This window comes from Phyllobacterium phragmitis (assembly GCF_002980495.1).
GTDB classification, from domain to species: Bacteria; Pseudomonadota; Alphaproteobacteria; order Rhizobiales; family Rhizobiaceae; genus Paramesorhizobium; species Paramesorhizobium phragmitis.
Window position 1 is genome coordinate 222,962 of the sequence record NZ_PVBR01000007.1, and the last position, 15,506, is coordinate 238,467.

General features: G+C 62.4%; 17 protein-coding genes and 1 pseudogene. 14 read left to right on the top strand and 4 right to left on the bottom strand.

All coding sequences use genetic code 11. The features are described 5' to 3' along the window. The first annotated feature begins 5 nt into the window (after positions 1-5). The 3 genes from C5748_RS12015 to C5748_RS12025 are packed head-to-tail and all read left to right on the top strand — an operon-like array spanning position 6 to position 1,285. Positions 6-308: an urease subunit gamma gene (locus tag C5748_RS12015; RefSeq protein ID WP_105742157.1), complete on the top strand. Its 303-nt coding sequence runs from the start codon at positions 6-8 to the stop codon at positions 306-308. A gap of 55 nt (positions 309-363) precedes the next feature. After that, entirely contained in the window at positions 364-951 is a 588-nt protein-coding gene (locus tag C5748_RS12020) for a HupE/UreJ family protein (RefSeq protein WP_105742158.1), read from the top strand. 28 nt (positions 952-979) lie between these two features. Beyond that, positions 980-1,285 carry an urease subunit beta gene (locus C5748_RS12025; RefSeq protein WP_105742159.1) on the top strand — a complete coding sequence of 102 codons (306 nt, stop codon included), beginning with the start codon at positions 980-982 and terminating at the stop codon, positions 1,283-1,285. A gap of 104 nt (positions 1,286-1,389) precedes the next feature. Here the strand turns inward: C5748_RS12025 and C5748_RS12030 are convergent, their stop codons facing one another. After that, entirely contained in the window at positions 1,390-1,779 is a 390-nt protein-coding gene (locus C5748_RS12030) for a hypothetical protein (protein WP_105742229.1), read from the bottom strand. 236 nt (positions 1,780-2,015) lie between these two features. Here C5748_RS12030 and ureC point away from each other — a divergent pair, with 236 nt between their 5' ends. The 11 genes and pseudogenes from ureC (at position 2,016) to trhA (ending at position 9,652) form a co-directional block, all read left to right on the top strand. Beyond that, complete coding sequence (gene ureC / locus C5748_RS12035; protein WP_105742160.1) at positions 2,016-3,728, top strand: urease subunit alpha; 1,713 nt, start codon at positions 2,016-2,018, stop codon at positions 3,726-3,728. A gap of 195 nt (positions 3,729-3,923) precedes the next feature. Next, positions 3,924-4,466, top strand: coding sequence for a peroxiredoxin (locus tag C5748_RS12040; RefSeq protein WP_105742230.1), 543 nt, complete (start codon positions 3,924-3,926; stop codon positions 4,464-4,466). 68 nt (positions 4,467-4,534) lie between these two features. Beyond that, positions 4,535-5,020, top strand: coding sequence for an urease accessory protein UreE (gene ureE / locus C5748_RS12045; protein WP_105742161.1), 486 nt, complete (start codon positions 4,535-4,537; stop codon positions 5,018-5,020). Beyond that, positions 4,983-5,684, top strand: a complete 702-nt coding sequence (locus C5748_RS12050) for an urease accessory protein UreF (protein ID WP_245429037.1) — start codon at positions 4,983-4,985, stop codon at positions 5,682-5,684. The genes ureE and C5748_RS12050 overlap by 38 nt, the downstream gene beginning before the upstream one ends. Then, positions 5,681-6,304 carry an urease accessory protein UreG gene (gene ureG / locus C5748_RS12055; RefSeq protein WP_105742163.1) on the top strand — a complete coding sequence of 208 codons (624 nt, stop codon included), beginning with the start codon at positions 5,681-5,683 and terminating at the stop codon, positions 6,302-6,304. The genes C5748_RS12050 and ureG overlap by 4 nt, the downstream gene beginning before the upstream one ends. Before the next feature lie 107 nt (positions 6,305-6,411). Then, on the top strand, positions 6,412-6,603 hold the full coding sequence (locus C5748_RS12060; protein ID WP_105742164.1) for a ribbon-helix-helix domain-containing protein: 192 nt from the start codon (positions 6,412-6,414) through the stop codon (positions 6,601-6,603). 30 nt (positions 6,604-6,633) lie between these two features. After that, positions 6,634-6,969 carry a hypothetical protein gene (locus tag C5748_RS28190; RefSeq protein WP_105742165.1) on the top strand — a complete coding sequence of 112 codons (336 nt, stop codon included), beginning with the start codon at positions 6,634-6,636 and terminating at the stop codon, positions 6,967-6,969. A gap of 81 nt (positions 6,970-7,050) precedes the next feature. Beyond that, on the top strand, positions 7,051-7,239 hold the full coding sequence (locus C5748_RS12070; protein WP_105742166.1) for a hypothetical protein: 189 nt from the start codon (positions 7,051-7,053) through the stop codon (positions 7,237-7,239). Between the two features lie 183 nt (positions 7,240-7,422). Next, positions 7,423-7,863, top strand: a pseudogene (locus tag C5748_RS28855) (transglycosylase SLT domain-containing protein); the annotation flags it as partial. 145 nt (positions 7,864-8,008) lie between these two features. Beyond that, positions 8,009-8,917: a DMT family transporter gene (locus tag C5748_RS12080; protein ID WP_105742168.1), complete on the top strand. Its 909-nt coding sequence runs from the start codon at positions 8,009-8,011 to the stop codon at positions 8,915-8,917. 78 nt (positions 8,918-8,995) lie between these two features. Next, the gene (gene trhA / locus C5748_RS12085) at positions 8,996-9,652 is read left to right on the top strand and encodes a PAQR family membrane homeostasis protein TrhA (RefSeq protein WP_105742169.1); all 657 of its coding nucleotides are present in this window, start codon (positions 8,996-8,998) and stop codon (positions 9,650-9,652) included. Between the two features lie 188 nt (positions 9,653-9,840). On the opposite strand, the gene C5748_RS12090 is transcribed toward trhA, so the two are convergent. From C5748_RS12090 to C5748_RS12100, 3 genes are read right to left on the bottom strand one after another with little or no spacing between them, the layout of a single operon-like run. Continuing rightward, positions 9,841-13,086, bottom strand: coding sequence for an error-prone DNA polymerase (locus C5748_RS12090; protein ID WP_105742170.1), 3,246 nt, complete (start codon positions 13,084-13,086; stop codon positions 9,841-9,843). A 12-nt stretch (positions 13,087-13,098) separates the two neighbouring features. Next, positions 13,099-14,769, bottom strand: coding sequence for a Y-family DNA polymerase (locus C5748_RS12095; protein WP_105742171.1), 1,671 nt, complete (start codon positions 14,767-14,769; stop codon positions 13,099-13,101). After that, positions 14,666-15,457 (bottom strand): ImuA family protein, encoded by a 792-nt coding sequence (locus tag C5748_RS12100; RefSeq protein WP_105742172.1) that lies wholly within the window; start codon positions 15,455-15,457, stop codon positions 14,666-14,668. Before C5748_RS12100 ends, C5748_RS12095 begins: the two co-directional genes overlap by 104 nt. Positions 15,458-15,506: the final 49 nt, after the last annotated feature.

A 15,506-nucleotide genomic window follows, 5' to 3' on the forward strand; every position in this document is an offset into this window, starting at 1 on the left:
GAAACATGAATCTGACGCCGCGCGAAAAAGACAAGCTTTTGATTTCGATGGCGGCGATGGTGGCGCGCAAGAGGCTTGAACGCGGCGTCAAGCTCAACCACCCCGAGGCGATCGCGCTGATCAGCGATTTCGTGGTCGAGGGGGCGCGCGACGGACGCTCCGTCGCCGATCTCATGGAAGCGGGTGCGCATGTCATCACCCGCGATCAGGTCATGGAAGGCATCGCCGAGATGATCCATGACGTGCAGGTCGAGGCGACCTTTCCCGACGGCACCAAGCTGGTGACCGTGCACGAACCGATCCGCTGACCATTCGACGCCATCGATCATCCGACACGACAAACCGACCACAAAAGGCAACACGATGCGAAAATCCGCCCTGCTCACCGCCGCAATCCTGACACTTGCCTCGACGCCGGCCCTCGCTCATCTCAACCCGGCGGAGCATGGCTCCTTCGCCGCCGGATTTTCGCATCCGCTATTCGGCGCCGACCACATTCTGGCGATGGTGGCCGTCGGCCTGTGGGCGGCACTTCTCGGCGGACGCGCGCTCTGGCTGGTGCCTGCCGCATTCGTCGGCACGATGAGCGCCGGCTTCGTGCTTGCGCTCGCCGGCGCGCCGCTGCCCTTCGTCGAACCGGTCATTCTGGCCTCGGTCGTAGCCATCGGGCTTCTTGCGGCAATCGCGCTGAAGGTGCCGACTTCAGCCGCGATGGCCATGGTCGGCTTCTTCGCGCTGTTCCATGGCCATGCCCATGGCGGCGAGATGGGGTCGGCCGGCGCTGCCGCCTACGGCTTGGGCTTTGCGCTTGCGACAATGCTTCTGCACATCGCCGGCATCGGTATCGGGCTTGGGCTTCCGCGTGTTTTCGGCGGCGACATGGGCAGGGTTGTCGCCCGCCTGGCGGGTGGCGCGACGGCGCTGGCCGGCCTTTGGCTGGCGGTAGCCTGATGGGGACGGCAGCGACGGGAGACATGGCATGATCCCGGGCGAAATCATTACCGCCGATGGCGAGATCGAACTCAACGCCGGCGCGCCGACCGTCACGCTGAAGGTTGCCAATACCGGCGACCGTCCCGTGCAGGTCGGATCGCATTATCATTTCTTCGAGACCAATGAAGGTCTCGTCTTCGACCGCGAAAAAGCGCGCGGCATGCGCCTCGACATCGCGGCGGGAACCGCCGTGCGTTTCGAGCCCGGACAGGAGCGCGACGTGACACTGGCGCCACTTTCAGGCGGGCGCGGCGTCTACGGCTTCCGGCAGCAGGTCATGGGCAAGCTATGACGATATTGGCGGCATTCCACAGCGATACTCCCTTCCGCCGCGGCGAAAGTTTTTCCGCCATGGCCGGGTGTCGCGGGATGTCGCCGCCTGAGATGACCGAGACGTCAGCTCGCCTTCTTGGTCACCAGCGTCAGCGTTCCATTATTGTCGACATTGGCGGCGATGACCTGAGCCGAGGTGACGCCCTTTTCCTTCAACGCGGCGGTGATCTGCGGCGTGGCGTCGATGGAACTGCGCAGGGCCTTGATGTCTTCGTCGCCGGTCTTGGCGACCGCCGCATTGACCTGTTTCTGCGTGTCGGCAGGCAGTTCGCTGATATCGACGATGGCAACACGCTTGATGCCGGGGCTCGCCGGCTGCGATTCACTCTGGCCGGGAGTGGCCGGGGCCTTCGCGTCGGGCGCCTGCGCGGCCGGAGCTTGCGAAGGCGTCTGCTGGGCCTGCGCATGAACCGCGGCAAGGGGCATCGCGGCGAATGCTGCCAGGGCAGTCATTTTGATCGTCATCCTGCGCATATTGTGTCCTTTTCGTTGGCGTTTCGATCAGCCTTTTCGGCCGCCGCCCGCTCGACAATGCGCAGCGACCGGCAGTCATCGAATGACGATCACAACCCACACGACGAATTCGATGTGAAGCGGTCATCCCTCGGGTTTTTCCGTGACCATAATGTGGCGGAAACAAGGCCGGCAGGTTCCGCAACATATCAGCCGCAAGACGCAAGGAGCCGTTGATGCCCGCCAGGATTTCCCGATCAGCCTATGCCCAGATGTTCGGCCCGACGACGGGCGACAAGGTGCGGCTTGCCGATACTGAGCTCTTCATCGAGGTGGAAAAGGATTTCACCGTCTATGGCGAGGAGGTGAAGTTCGGCGGCGGCAAGGTAATCCGCGACGGCATGGGGCAGAGCCAGGTGGCGCGGGCCGACGGCGCCGTCGATACCGTGATCACCAATGCGCTGGTCGTCGACGTGACCGGCATCTACAAGGCCGATATCGGCCTGAAGGACGGGCGCATCTCAGGCATCGGCAAGGCCGGCAATCCCGATACGCAACCTGGCGTCACCATCATCGTCGGCCCCGGTACGGAGGCCATCGCCGGCGAAGGCAAGATTCTCACCGCAGGCGGCTTCGACGCGCATATCCACTTCATCTGCCCGCAGCAGATCGAAGAGGCGCTGATGTCGGGCGTCACCACCATGCTCGGCGGCGGAACAGGCCCGGCGCATGGCACGCTCGCCACCACCTGCACCCCCGGCCCGTGGCATATGGGCCGGATGATCCAGTCCTTCGACAATATCCCGATGAATATCGGACTTTCCGGCAAGGGCAACGCCTCGCTGCCGAAGGCGCTCGAAGAGATGGTGCTGGGCGGCGCCTGCTCGCTAAAGCTGCACGAGGACTGGGGCACGACGCCAGCTGCGATCGACAATTGCCTTGCGGTCGCCGATGCCTATGACGTGCAGGTGATGATCCATACCGACACGCTGAACGAGAGCGGCTTCGTCGAGGACACGGTCGCCGCCTTCAAGGGCCGCACCATCCATGCCTTCCACACGGAGGGTGCGGGCGGTGGCCATGCGCCCGATATCATCAAGATCTGCGGCCTGCCGAACGTCATCCCCTCCTCGACCAATCCGACACGGCCCTATACCGGCAATACCATTGCCGAACATCTCGACATGCTGATGGTCTGCCACCATCTGTCGCCGTCGATCCCGGAAGATGTCGCCTTCGCCGAAAGCCGCATCCGCAAGGAAACGATCGCGGCCGAGGACATATTGCACGATATCGGCGCCTTCTCGATCATCGCGTCGGACAGCCAGGCGATGGGCCGCGTCGGCGAGGTGCTGATCCGCACATGGCAGACGGCCGACAAGATGAAGCGGCAGCGCGGTTCGCTGCCCGAGGACAAGGGCGGCAACGACAATTTCCGCGTCAAGCGCTACATCGCCAAATATACGATCAACCCTGCCATCGCGCACGGGATCTCCGGCCATGTCGGCTCGATCGAAGTGGGCAAGCGCGCCGATCTGGTGTTGTGGAGCCCGGCCTTCTTCGGCGTCAAGCCCGACATGGTGCTGCTCGGCGGTTCCATCGTCGCAGCCCCCATGGGCGACCCCAATGCCTCGATCCCGACACCGCAGCCGGTGCATTACCGCTATATGTTCGGCGCCTATGGCAAGAATGTCAGCCAATCCTCGGTGACCTTCGTCAGCCGCGCTTCGCTCGATGCGGGGCTGAAGGCAAAACTCGGCGTCGACAAGGAAATGGTCGCCGTCGAGAACACGCGCGGCGGCATCTCCAAGGCGTCGATGGTGCATAATTTCGCCACGCCGCATATCGAGGTCGATCCGGAGACCTACGAAGTGCGCGCCGACGGGGAGTTGCTGACCTGCGAACCGGCGACCATCCTGCCGATGGCGCAGCGGTATTTTTTGTTCTAACCGGCCATGGCGATAAAGTTGAATTGGCTGCGGATTTTACAATCCAAGCCTTTCCTTCGCAATTGCAGCATGGTTTATTCGCCCAGCCAGTTCGGCGCCGTCCTCCCCGGAACCGCCGAAAGCCAAAACACCAACCGCGAAGCCTGCCCGCCCTCCCCCGGGCATGGCCGATTATTTGATTGCGAAGGAACTGTCATGACCGTGAGAAAAGTGCCCGATGTCACCTTCCGCACCCGTGTGCGCGACGAGAGCATCGAAGGCCCGAACCCCTATCGCTGGCAAGACAAGACGACGGCCGATTATTTCGGCGGCAAGCGGGTCGTCCTGTTCTCGCTTCCCGGCGCCTTCACCCCCACCTGCTCGACCTATCAGCTTCCCGATTTCGAGAAGCTCTACGACGAGTTCAAGGCGCAGGGTATCGATGAGATCTACTGCATCTCCGTCAACGACACCTTCGTCATGAATGCCTGGGGCAAGGCGCAAGGGTTGAAAAACGTCAAGCTCATTCCGGACGGCTCGGGCGAGTTCACCCGCAAGATCGGCATGCTCGTCGCCAAGGACAATCTCGGCTTCGGCATGCGCTCCTGGCGCTATGCGGCCGTCATCGACAACGGCATCGTGGAACGGTGGTTCGAGGAGGAAGGCTTCTCCGACAATTGCCAAACCGACCCCTATGGCGTCTCCGCGCCGCAGAACATTCTCGCCAATCTGAAGGCGGGCGAAGCGGTCGCCGCTTAAGATGGTATAACTCCCCCCGATCGCGTCCGCGCGGTCGGGGGCATCGCCCCAGCCCAAGGTGAACCAACATGATCCGCGCCATTTCCCACGACCATGCCGGCCACTCCAAGGGCATTCCCTACGACCTGGTCACACTTGCTCATGACGAGCGGCATCTGCGCCGCAAGGTGCTGACGCTGGTGCATGGCGATCAGGTGCTCGTCGATTTCCCGGAGCCCGTGGCGTTCCGCCATGGCGATGTGCTGGTGCTGGAAGACGGGCGGCTGGTCGAGATCATCGCGGCGGAAGAATATCTCTACGAAATTACCCCGCGCGACCGGTTGCATCTCACCGAACTTGCCTGGCATCTCGGCAACAGGCATCTGCCGGCGCAGATCGAGGAGACGCGCATCGTCATCCTGCGCGACCACGTCATCAAGGCGATGCTGGAAGGCCTCGGCGCGACGGTCAAGGAAATCTCCGAGCCGTTCCACCCGGTGCGCGGCGCCTATCACGGCCATTCGCACGATCATGAGCATGAGCACCACCACGATCACGCCCATCACCATGGCTGAGGCAACGACCGGCCAGGTGCTGATCCGTCTTCTGACATGGCTGTCGCCCGCTTTTCCAGTCGGCGCCTTTTCCTACAGCCACGGCCTTGAGCGGGCGATCCATGACGGGCTGATCGGCGACCGGCAGACGCTGAGCGACTGGCTGAGCGACCTTCTCAGCCATGGCTCCGGCTGGAACGATGCGGTGCTTTTCGCCGAAAGCTTCAGGCAGGTGACGGATGGCGGTGAACCGGACGAAGTGGCCGGGCTCGCCGAAGCGCTCGCCGGATCGCGCGAACGGCACATGGAAACCATGCTGCAGGGTGGCGCTTTCCTGAAAGCGGCGGCCGCATGGCCGCATCAGGTGCTGCAGCGGCTTGAAGGCGATGTCGCCTATCCCATCGCGGTCGGGGCGGTTGCCGGCGCGCATGGCGTCGGGCTCGAAGCAGCGCTTGCCGCCTATCTGCATGCCTTCGCCTCCAATCTCATCCAGGGCGCCGTCAGGCTCGTGCCGCTCGGCCAGAGCGACGGCGTGGCGACGCTTGCGGCGCTCGAACATGTCATTCTTGACCTTGCTGCCCGCGCGGCCGGTTCGACACTGGACGATCTCGGTTCCGCCGCGATCATGTCCGATATCATGGCCATGCAACACGAGACGCAATATTCGAGGGTTTTCCGATCATGAAATCATCCAACGGTCCTCTGCGCGTCGGCATCGGCGGTCCTGTCGGTTCGGGCAAGACGACGGTCACCGAAATGCTGTGCAAGGCGATGCGCGAGCGCTATTCCGTCGCCGTCGTCACCAATGACATCTACACCAAGGAGGACGCGCTGATCCTTAGCCGGCTTCAGGCGCTGCCCGAGGACAGAATCATGGGCGTCGAGACCGGCGGCTGCCCGCATACCGCGATCCGCGAGGACGCGACGATCAATCTCCAGGCGATCGCCCAGATGAACAAGCGCCATCCCGATCTCGATATCGTCTTCATCGAATCGGGCGGCGACAATCTGGCGGCGACCTTCTCGCCCGATCTCGCCGACCTGACGATCTATGTCATTTCCGTCTGCCAGGGCGAGAAGATCCCGCGCAAGGGCGGTCCCGGCATCACCCGCTCCGATCTTCTCATCATCAACAAGAAGGATCTCGCGCCTTATGTCGGCGCTGACCTCGACGTGATGGAAAGCGACACGAAGAGCCAGCGCGGTGTGAAACCTTATGTCTTCACCGACATGCTGCGCCGCGACGGGCTCGATCAGGTCGTGGCATTCATCAAGTCTGCCGGCGGCCTGCACATGGCTGCATGAAAACAGGCGGAAAACGCAACGCTGATTATGTGGAACAATCGCAGCAACAGATAATTGTTACCATGGACCCATTGCAGCGAAGGGCTATATTGGAGGAAAAGCCTGACATGAGTACCTATCTTCCCCAGGATCTGCAGGATGCGCTCGAACGCTTCATTGCCAGGAAACACGGCGCCGTCAACAAGTCGGAAGCGATTGCCATGATCCTGCGTGACTGGCTGGTGCAGCACGGCTATCTTCCCGCGGAACCGGAAGAAGGCACGCCGCCCGAAGAGTTGAACGCCAGCAATGACGACTGATATGGGACGACTGATATGGGAACGGCTGACATGGCAGGCGATCTGAACAACAGGCCGCCTGAGTTCCTGCCCGCATCTGCGCTCGGCAAACGCCTCGCCATCCTGCTGGCGCTGGCGGTCATCCTGCTTCTGGCTCTGGCGTGGATGACCGTAGCCCTCCTCGACGCGACGGACGGCCTCAGCATCGATCCGCTGACATTCACCGCAACCAATCTGGAGCAGATCGGCGCCCTCCTGGTGCTGGCCGATGGAGAAACATCGGTGCACCAGAGCGGCGTTCATGCCGGGCGCGCCTTGGTTTCCGACAAGGACGGGATTCTCGCCGTCCTTTCGCAACGGCATGGTTTTCCCGATCCGCATCCGTGAATGCGAGGCATCATAAAAATCCCCGCTTTCGCATCGATAATCAAACATGCTAGGCCTATCCGAAATGAGAGGAAATGCTCCATGGCATTCGAAGACATCAAGGCGGAGATCGCGCTTCTTTTCCAGGAAATGGTCAACCAGCCCAAGGATGCGCATGAGATCCGCGAAGCGCTGCGCGGAAAGCTGAACGAGTTGAAAGCCAACGGCATGCCCTTGCCGGACGATCTGGTGGCGCTCGAAAAGCAGCTCGGAACCGATTTCGATTCGTGATGCGACGGCAACGATCTTTCATTCTGTTTCCTGCGTGAGGAGGCTTCCCTGTCTTCCTTCCGCACTCTGCTGGCGGCGCTCGCCCTCTGTTCTTTAAGCCTTTCCGCCTGCACGACGGCGGGAAACAAGCCCTCAAAGCCCGCCACGGCAGCGTCCTCCGGCACGAAAGCCGAAGCCGGGAACGGTGTCGATGCGCTCATCGCCCAATATGCCGCATTCTACAAAGTGCCGGAAGGGTTGGTGCGGCGCGTCGTGGCGCGTGAAAGCAGGTTCAATCCATCGGCGCGCAACGGCCCCCATTGGGGGCTGATGCAGATAAGGCACGATACGGCGCGGACCATGGGATATTCGGGATCGGCGCGCGGACTGCTCGATGCCGAAACCAATCTTCGATATGGCGTGAAATATCTGGCGGGAGCCTATCTGGTGGCGGGCGGCAATGAGACACAGGCCGTGCGTCTTTATTCGCGCGGCTATTATTATGACGCCAAGCGCAAGGGGCTGCTTGAAGAAACAGGCCTGAGGCCGCAGGCTTTCACCGCCGAACAGCCTACACCCGCAATCCCGATGCAAACGCCGGAGCCGCAGGCAAACATCAGCGCACCGGCTGCGACCGATCAATGAAATTCATTTGTCCGACGGTTGCCGCTTTGGCTACAGCATCGGTCAAAAATCGGATTCGATTTTTGGAAAGCGCGATGCGTAGATACAAAGAGTTAGAGCGTCCTTTGTGCGTCCGAATGGACGCACGGCGCTCTGTTGGACAGCCATGATGCCGCAACCCTCGATTTTCAAAGCCGCCTTGTGGATGGCCGGATGGCTTTCCCTGATGCTGGTCACGGCGGTTGCCGGACGTGAGACGACGCGGGAACTCGACGTCTTCCAGGTCATGCTGATGCGCTCGGTCATCGGCTTTTTCATGCTCTATCCGCTGGTGCGCATCAGTGGCGGATTGGCGGCGATGAAGACGGCCCGGCCTCTCGGCCATATCGGCCGGAATGTCGTGCACTATACCGGGCAATATCTGTGGCTCTATGCGCTGACGCTGATCCCGCTGGCGCAGCTCATCGCCATCGAATTCACCATGCCGATCTGGACGGCGATCCTCGCCGTCATCTTTCTCGGCGAGCGGATGAACGTCTGGAAGAACGCCTCCATCGTTCTCGGCCTCATCGGCGTCGCCATCATCGTACGGCCAGGGGCCGGCGAGATCAATCCAGGTCAGCTCTATGCCCTTGCCGCGGCGGTCGGCTTCGCCATTTCGGTGGTGATGGTCAAATCACTCACCCGGACGGAAAGCGTCGTCAAGATCATCTTCTGGATGCTGATCGTGCAATCGGTGATAGGGCTCATACCGGCGATCCCGGTCTGGCAATGGCCCTCGGCGCAGGTCTGGCCCTGGATATTCGTCATCGCCTTCGGCGGCACGTTTTCGCATTATTGCATGGCGCGGGCGATGCTCTATGCCGATGCCACCGTGGTCGTGCCGATGGACTTCCTGCGCGTGCCGCTCACCGCGCTGACGGGATGGCTCATCTATTCCGAGCGGGTCGATACCGTCACCGTGGTCGGCGCCGCGCTCATCCTCGCCGGAAACATGCTCAATCTGAAAAGTGCGGGAACGGCGCGCATTCGTCCGGCTTCAAATCCTACATCCATTGACCGTACATCCAATTGACAAATTTCCGGTTTATCCTTTCATGATAGGATAGGATATCTCATCGCCCTCGTTGGCCATGAGGACGAGGATTTTACGATGGCCGGTCGTGCGCCACATCAGGTTCGCTGGGATTACGATATCGCCGAATTATGGGCCGACGGCGTCATTCACGTCATCGGCGTGGTGTTCGCCGTCATTGGCGCCGTCACCATGACCGCGGTGTCCCTCAATGCCGAACAGCCGGTCCTGTCGGCCGCGGCGATCATCTATGTCTTGAGCCTCGTCGCGGCGATCAGCGTCTCCGCGGTCTACAATATCTGGCCGGTCACGCCGACGAAATGGTTTCTGCGCCGTTTCGACCATGCGATGATCTATCTGCTGATCGCCGGAACCTATACGCCGTTCACGATCAAGATGGGTGCACAGTCATGGCCGCTGCTGGCGGCGATCTGGACGATCGCCATCATCGGCATCCTGTTGAAGCTGTTCCTGCCGGGACGTTTCGACCGCCTGTCGATCCTGCTCTATCTGGCGCTTGGATGGAGCGGCGTCCTCGTCTATGACGCGATGACCGCGTCGCTTTCGCCGACAGTGGTCCGGCTGATCGCAGCCGGCGGGATCGTCTATTCGCTCGGCGTGATCTTCCATGTCTGGGAGCGCCTGCGGTTCCAGAACGCGATCTGGCACGGCTTCGTCGTCACCGGCGCCGCCCTGCATTATTGCGCGGTGTTCTATTCGATCTCCATGTCCTGAGGTTGGCGCTTCTTGACACTCCCTTTTGCCCTCCCGAGTTTTTATCGAGGAGCGGGCAGAGGGATGAAATGGCGCCAACGCTTCGACCTGAAAGCTCACATTTAGAGCGGTTCATATTGAATTGGCAACGCCGGGCGAGACAGTACCCCCTCTGCCCCACAAGCGATTCCATTTAAAGATGAACCGCTCTAATGAAAATCGCGGGATTTCGGCAGGATGCGCACATTGCGTGGGTGCCGGGCGGCGGGCTTTCCGGCGGGCTGGACGGAACCTGCATGCGGCGGCTCCAGGTGCGACCGGTCGGCGAGGCCGAGCAGTTCGCCGGAACGGTCGAAAAGCCTTTTCGCCACCACATGCACCACATCCTCCTTACTGCGCTGCACCTGGCCTTCGACCATGAGCAGGCGGGCGCCCATGACCTCCTTGCGCTGGCTCTTCATCAGCTTCGACCAGACGACGATATTGGCGATGCCGGTTTCATCCTCGATGGTGATGAAGACGACGCCCTTGGCGCTGCCCGGCCTCTGCCGGATGGTGACGACGCCGGCGACTTTCAGTCTCCGGCCGTTCCTTGCCGCCCCGGCCTCGCGGCAACTGACGGCGCCTTCGCCCGACAACCCCTCGCGCAGAAACTGCATGGGATGGCCTTTCAGCGACAGGCGCGTCGTCTCGTAATCGACGATGACATGTTCGGGCATTTTCATCGCCGGCAGCCGGACTTCCGCTTCGGCCGCCAGCTCCGCGGCCTGAGCCGCCTCGAAAAGCGGCATCGTTTCGTCATTCGGCAGACGGCGCACGGCCCATAGCGCCTGCCTGCGGTCGATATCGAGCGAGCCGAACGCATCGGCATCGGCGAGAGCCATGAAGGCGCGTCGTTCGAGATGGATGCGGCGGTGCAGCTCCTCGATGCTGGGATAAGAGCCGCTGTCGCGCCTTTCGCATAGTTTCTTCGCCCAATTCTCCGAAAAGCCATCGATCTGGCGAAAGCCGAGCCGCAGGGCGAGCCTGCCGTCCTCAGTGCGTTCGAGCGTGTTGTCCCAGGTGCTGAAATTGATATCGGCCGGGCGGACCTCGACATCATGCTCGCGGGCGTCGCGAACGATCTGGGCGGGCGCATAAAACCCCATGGGCTGGGAATTGAGAAGGGCTGCGGCGAAGACCGCCGGGTGGTGGCATTTGATCCAGGCCGAGACATAGACGAGCACGGCGAAGCTCGCCGCATGGCTTTCGGGAAAGCCATATTCGCCAAAGCCCTTGATCTGGTTGAAGCAGTTTTCGGCGAAGGTGGGATCGTAACCGCGCGCGATCATTTTACCGACCATCTTTTCCTGAAGCTCATGAATCGTGCCCATATGCCGGAAGGTCGCCATGGCGCGGCGCAGCTGGTTGGCCTCTTCGGACGTGAACCTCGCCGCGTCGATGGCGATCCGCATCGCCTGCTCCTGGAACAGCGGCACGCCCAAGGTTTTTTCCAGAATGTTGCGCAACTCGTCCTTGTCGCCATGCTCGGGAGACGGGGCTGGATAGTCCACCTTCTCCTCTTTGTTGCGGCGGCGCAGATAGGGATGCACCATGTCGCCCTGAATGGGGCCGGGACGGACGATCGCCACCTCGATCACCAGATCGTAAAATTCCTGCGGCTTGAGGCGCGGCAGCATGCTCATCTGCGCCCGGCTTTCCACCTGGAACACGCCGATCGAATCGGCGCGGCACAGCATGTCGTAGACGGCCTTGTCCTTCTGCGGCACCGTGGCAAGCTCCAGCTTCCGTCCGTCATGGAGGTGAATCAGGTCGAAGGCCTTGCGGATGCAGGTGAGCATACCGAGCGCCAGCACGTCGACCTTCATGAGACCGACCGCATCGATATCGTCCTTGTCCCACTCGATGAAGCTGCGGTCCTTCATCGCCGCCGGCCCGATCGGCACGGTCTCGTCCAGCCGCTCCTGCGTCAGCACGAAGCCGCCGACATGTTGCGAGAGATGGCGCGGGAAGCCGATCAGCTCGGAGGCGAGCCTGACGGCGCGCCGTATCATCGGGTTTTCCGGATCGAGGCCGGCCTGGCGCACCTCGCGCGTCTCCAGGCCTCCGCCGGAAATGCCCCAGACCGTGCCGGCAAGCGCCGCCGTCACATCCTCGGTCAGGCCCAGCGCCTTGCCGACATCGCGGATAGCGCTGCGCGAACGATAGCTGATGACGGTCGCGACGATGGCCGCGCGCGTCCTGCCATAACGATCATAGACATATTGCATCACCTCCTCGCGGCGTTGATGCTCGAAATCGACATCGATATCGGGCGGCTCCCGCCGCTCCGCGGAAATGAATCGCTCGAAAAGAAGATCGCTCTGGGCGGGATCGACCGCCGTGATGCCGAGGCAATAGCAAACGGCGGAATTGGCCGCCGAGCCGCGCCCCTGGCACAGGATATTGTTATCGCGAGCGAAGCGAACGATGTCGTGGACGGTCAGGAAATAGGGCGCATATTGCAATTCCCCGATCAGTTTCAGCTCTTTTTCCAGGAGATCGCGGACCTTTTGCGGGGTTTTTCCCGCGCCATAGTGCTTTTCCGCGCCTTCCCATGCAAGATCTTCCAGATGCTGCTGCGGGGTCTTGCCGGGTGGCACCGGCTCGTCGGGATAGGCTTCACTCAGGTCTTCAAGCGAAAAAGTGATGGGCGCGGTGAAGGCTTGCGTGGCGGCGATGGCCTGGGGATAGCTGCGGAACAGGCGCGCCATCTCGGAGGGCTGCTTCAGATGCCGTTCGGCGTTCTTTTCGAGTTTTCGCCCGGCTGCATCGATCGTCACATGCTCGCGGATACAGGTGAGAACGTCCTGCAGGGGACGGCGCTCCGGCACATGGTAGAGAACATCATTGACCGCCAGAAGCGGCACGCCGGCATCACGCGCCAGCCGGGCCAGGGCTTCGGCCCGCCGCGCATCGGCCCCTTGGCGCGGCATGGACAGCGCGAGCCAGACCGTATCGGGTGCGGCAAGCCCGATTTCATGCAGGAAAGCGGGAAAGGCATCATCGGGCTCATCGGGCGGCAGGACGGCGATCTGGAAGGCCTTCGCCCGGAACAGAAAATCCTGCCAAAGAAGATGGCACTCGCCTTTTACACCCGCCCGCGCCTTGCCATCGCTCAAGCAGCGGCTAAGCTGGCCATAAGCGGCTCTGTCACGGGGGTAGACGAGCAGATCCGGCGTGCCGTCGATGAAGACCAGGCGGCAACCGATGAAAAGCCTGACGGGGAACCCTTTCTCCTTCAGGTCGCGTTGCGCGATATGCGCACGAACGACGCCGGCGAGCGTGTTGCGGTCGGCGATGCCGATGCCGGAGAGGCCGAGTTCCACGGCCGTCTTTACCAGTTCATGCGGATGGGACGCCCCGCGCAGGAAGGAGAAATTGCTGGCGACGGCGAGCTCGGAATATTCCTGCATGGCGTGCTCCCTTCAGGCGAAAAGCCCCTGGAGGAACCATTGCGGCGCATGATCACGATCATAAAGGCCTTCGCGGAATATCCAGAACCGGCGCCCGGCATCATCCTCGATCCGGTAATAATCGCGCGCCCTGGCCTGCAGAACGGTTTTACGTAAGTCCGATGGGAAAGCAGTTCCTGCTTTTCCCGGGAAAACCGGTTCCCACTTTTCCTGGACTTGCTCGCGCCACCATTCCGGCGCGATCCGCTCCGGCCCTTCGGCAAGCGCTACCTCATGCAGGACACGCCGCCAGCGGAACTGCATCGGCGGACCGTCAGGCACTTCCGCCACGGCCTCGATGCGCTGCGGCGGCTGGAACAGGCGAATGGGACGCGCCGGCGGATCGCCCATATGGCGCGGCCCCGTGCGATACGCATCCGCCGTCTGGTGGATGGCCGGCATCATCGAGAAGGCCCGCTCGGGAATATGGGTATCGACGGCCAGGGGGCGCAGGATTCGGGCCGGCCCCATGCGGGCCGAAAGACGATCGACCAGCGCATCGATGCCGGATGCCGTTTCCCGCCGGCTGTCGAGGCTCGTCTGCCGATGAACGACGCGCTCCACGCGGAGCGCCGACAATTGCACCGCATCGAAACCGTAGCCCGCGTCGAGCGGCTCGGCGAGCGCGGAAAGCCGCTCCCTGATCAGGCGGAAGAACGGCGCGGTTTCGACAAGCGGACGCCCGGCCTCGACGGTAATGCGGCGCACCAGGCCATCGACGCGGAAGAAGGCAGCTTCTATCTCGCGGGCGCCTTCCCCGCGCTCTTCAAGGAAGGAAAACAGTTCATCGCCCAACTGCCCGAGAAGCGCTTCGACCGCATCCATGACGATCAGCGGCTCCGCCATCCGCCGCCCGGCGACGCAGACCGGAATCATGCGCAGCGGCGAGACAGGCTTGGCGGCCCGGCCGAAAAGTGCGTCGAGCCGCTCCACCACGGCCTCGCCGAAACGCGCCGTCAGCGCGGCGCGCGGCAGGGCGGCGACATCGCCGATGGTCCGCAGGCCCGCCCGTTTCAGCCCGACGAGACTCATTTCCTCGATTTCCAGGGAAATCAGCGGCAGATTCCGCAAAATGCTATCGTTACCATCATCAAAAATATTGTCATTCTTAAAAATGATATCGTTGTCATCAGCGGAAAAAACACCGCCGCGCGAAAAGCGGGCAAGGGCGCGGGCGGCGCGGGCATTGCCTGATATCGCCGCCTTGACCGCGAAACCGTTCTTGCGCAGCTGAGTCACCACATCGCGCAGCATGGCCTCCAGCCCGCCGAAGAGATGGTCGCAGCCGGTGATATCCAGCACGATGCCATGCGGCGGATCGAAGGCGACAAGCGGCGAATAGCGGTGGCACCAATCGGCCAGCCGATCGAGAAGCCGCGCGTCTTCGTCGGGCGCGGCGGTGGCCACCTCCAAGTTTTGAAACAAGGCGCGCGCATCCGTCAGCGCCATGCCGACATGGAGGCCGGCGGCCGCGGCGTTGCGGTCGACCGCCGTCAGCCGCAGCGCATTGGCGATCCGGTCGACAACGATCAGCGGCGCGTCAACGGCCCTGCGCCACGGATTTTCGCGCCGCAGCCGGTCCGTGGAAAGGTGCGGGAACCACAGTGCCAGAAAGTGCCTCGACGTGTCTGAAGATGTTTTCATCGATATTCCATTCCATGATCCAATGTCCGGTCGTGCCCTGGCGATTGCGCAGCAGGGCCACATCGAAAGCCGGCCGGCCCGGCGCCCGCGCGCCACTCGACTGCGATGGCGCGGCGGCGATCCGCCAGCGCGTCAGGGCGGCGCTGCCGCCGGGCGAGTTGCCATGCATCAGGAGAAATGCCGGCGCATCCGCTTCGCGCGCGGCCAGTTGCAGACGCCGCGAAACCGTCAGATCGAGGCATTTCGGCGTGCCCCACGGCGCGATCATCACGGCGCCGATGCCCGCAACCTCCAACGCATCGGATGCGCCGCGCAGCACATCCCTTGCCGACGGGCAGCGCACGACCAGAAGCCGGCTCGGATCGAAGCCCAGCGCGGCGAGGCCCGGCGGATAGATGCCGCCGCTCTCGCGCGCCACGACATCCTCCTCCAGCCAGACGACCGGCCGAACGCCATCCGAAGCACGCAATGCAAGAGCCAGCGCGAATCCCGTCGCCGCACCCGCATCGCCTGTCTCCGCCGCGAATATCTCGTGCAGCGCGCCCCGCGGCAGCCCTCCGGCAAATGCCTGATCCGCCTCGGCAAAGCCCGATGCGAAGACGGAGCGGCGTGAACCATCCCGATCGGAATCCTTGCCGTCAATGGCCGCAACAGCGCGCCGCAACGCCGAAAGGTCGACGGTGCTCACAATATCAATCCCTGTAAATGTTCTCTATTTGTTCCAGTATTGAATCGAG

Coding starts and splice junctions, on each gene's coding strand:
- C5748_RS12095 (WP_105742171.1), bottom strand. CDS start 14,769: ATGAAAACATCTTCAGACACGTCGAGGCACTTTCTGGCACTGTGGTTC.
- trhA (WP_105742169.1), top strand. CDS start 8,996: ATGGCCGGTCGTGCGCCACATCAGGTTCGCTGGGATTACGATATCGCC.
- ureC (WP_105742160.1), top strand. CDS start 2,016: ATGCCCGCCAGGATTTCCCGATCAGCCTATGCCCAGATGTTCGGCCCG.
- ureE (WP_105742161.1), top strand. CDS start 4,535: ATGATCCGCGCCATTTCCCACGACCATGCCGGCCACTCCAAGGGCATT.
- C5748_RS12060 (WP_105742164.1), top strand. CDS start 6,412: ATGAGTACCTATCTTCCCCAGGATCTGCAGGATGCGCTCGAACGCTTC.
- C5748_RS12025 (WP_105742159.1), top strand. CDS start 980: ATGATCCCGGGCGAAATCATTACCGCCGATGGCGAGATCGAACTCAAC.
- C5748_RS12070 (WP_105742166.1), top strand. CDS start 7,051: ATGGCATTCGAAGACATCAAGGCGGAGATCGCGCTTCTTTTCCAGGAA.
- C5748_RS12040 (WP_105742230.1), top strand. CDS start 3,924: ATGACCGTGAGAAAAGTGCCCGATGTCACCTTCCGCACCCGTGTGCGC.
- C5748_RS12050 (WP_245429037.1), top strand. CDS start 4,983: ATGAGCACCACCACGATCACGCCCATCACCATGGCTGAGGCAACGACC.
- C5748_RS12080 (WP_105742168.1), top strand. CDS start 8,009: ATGATGCCGCAACCCTCGATTTTCAAAGCCGCCTTGTGGATGGCCGGA.
- C5748_RS28190 (WP_105742165.1), top strand. CDS start 6,634: ATGGCAGGCGATCTGAACAACAGGCCGCCTGAGTTCCTGCCCGCATCT.
- C5748_RS12090 (WP_105742170.1), bottom strand. CDS start 13,086: ATGCAGGAATATTCCGAGCTCGCCGTCGCCAGCAATTTCTCCTTCCTG.
- C5748_RS12030 (WP_105742229.1), bottom strand. CDS start 1,779: ATGACTGCCCTGGCAGCATTCGCCGCGATGCCCCTTGCCGCGGTTCAT.
- ureG (WP_105742163.1), top strand. CDS start 5,681: ATGAAATCATCCAACGGTCCTCTGCGCGTCGGCATCGGCGGTCCTGTC.
- C5748_RS12020 (WP_105742158.1), top strand. CDS start 364: ATGCGAAAATCCGCCCTGCTCACCGCCGCAATCCTGACACTTGCCTCG.
- C5748_RS12015 (WP_105742157.1), top strand. CDS start 6: ATGAATCTGACGCCGCGCGAAAAAGACAAGCTTTTGATTTCGATGGCG.